Origin of the sequence: Streptomyces milbemycinicus (assembly GCF_002154605.1) — a bacterium.
GTDB lineage: Bacteria > Actinomycetota > Actinomycetes > Streptomycetales > Streptomycetaceae > Streptomyces > Streptomyces milbemycinicus.
Window position 1 is genome coordinate 1 of record NZ_MUNE01001093.1, and the last position, 587, is coordinate 587.

Genomic DNA, 587 nt, shown 5'->3' on the forward strand with positions numbered 1-587 from the left:
CGCGAAGCATTGGCCGCGAAGCATTGGCCGCGATCATCTTCGTGGCGCCCTCGGGCTGCACCTGGCGGCAACTGCCGCCGGTGTTCGGCCCGGGCTGGCAGACGGTCTATCGGCGCTTCGCCCAGTGGAGCCGGGCCCGGGTCTGGGCCCGGCTCCACCGCGTCATCCTCGACGAACTCGGCGCCCGCGGGGGATCACCGACCGGAACGGACTGCCGCTCTCGCTGGGGATTTCCGGCGCGAACATGCACGACAACCTCGGCCTTGAACCGCTCGTGCGGGGCATCCCACCGATCCGGTCCCGGCGAGGACCTCGCCGACGGCGCCCCGGCAAGCTCCACGGAGACAAGGGCTACGACTACGACCATCTGCGCCGCTGGCTCCGCGCACGCGGCATCCGCCACCGCATCGCCCGCAAGGGCATCGAGTCCTCAAAGCGGCTCGGCCGCCACAGGTGGGTCGTCGGAAGGACCGTGTCCTGGCTCGCCGGCTGCCGTCGGCTCCATCGCCGATACGAGCGCAAGGCCGAACACTTCCTCGCCTTCGTCGGCATAGCCGCAGCCCTCATCTGTCACCGCCGCCTCACCA

Annotated in this window: 1 pseudogene; it reads left to right on the forward strand. The window is 70.7% G+C overall.

Annotation, left to right across the window (positions count from 1 at the left end):
- Window positions 1-587: pseudogene (locus CCN51_RS51250) on the forward strand (IS5 family transposase); the annotation flags it as partial.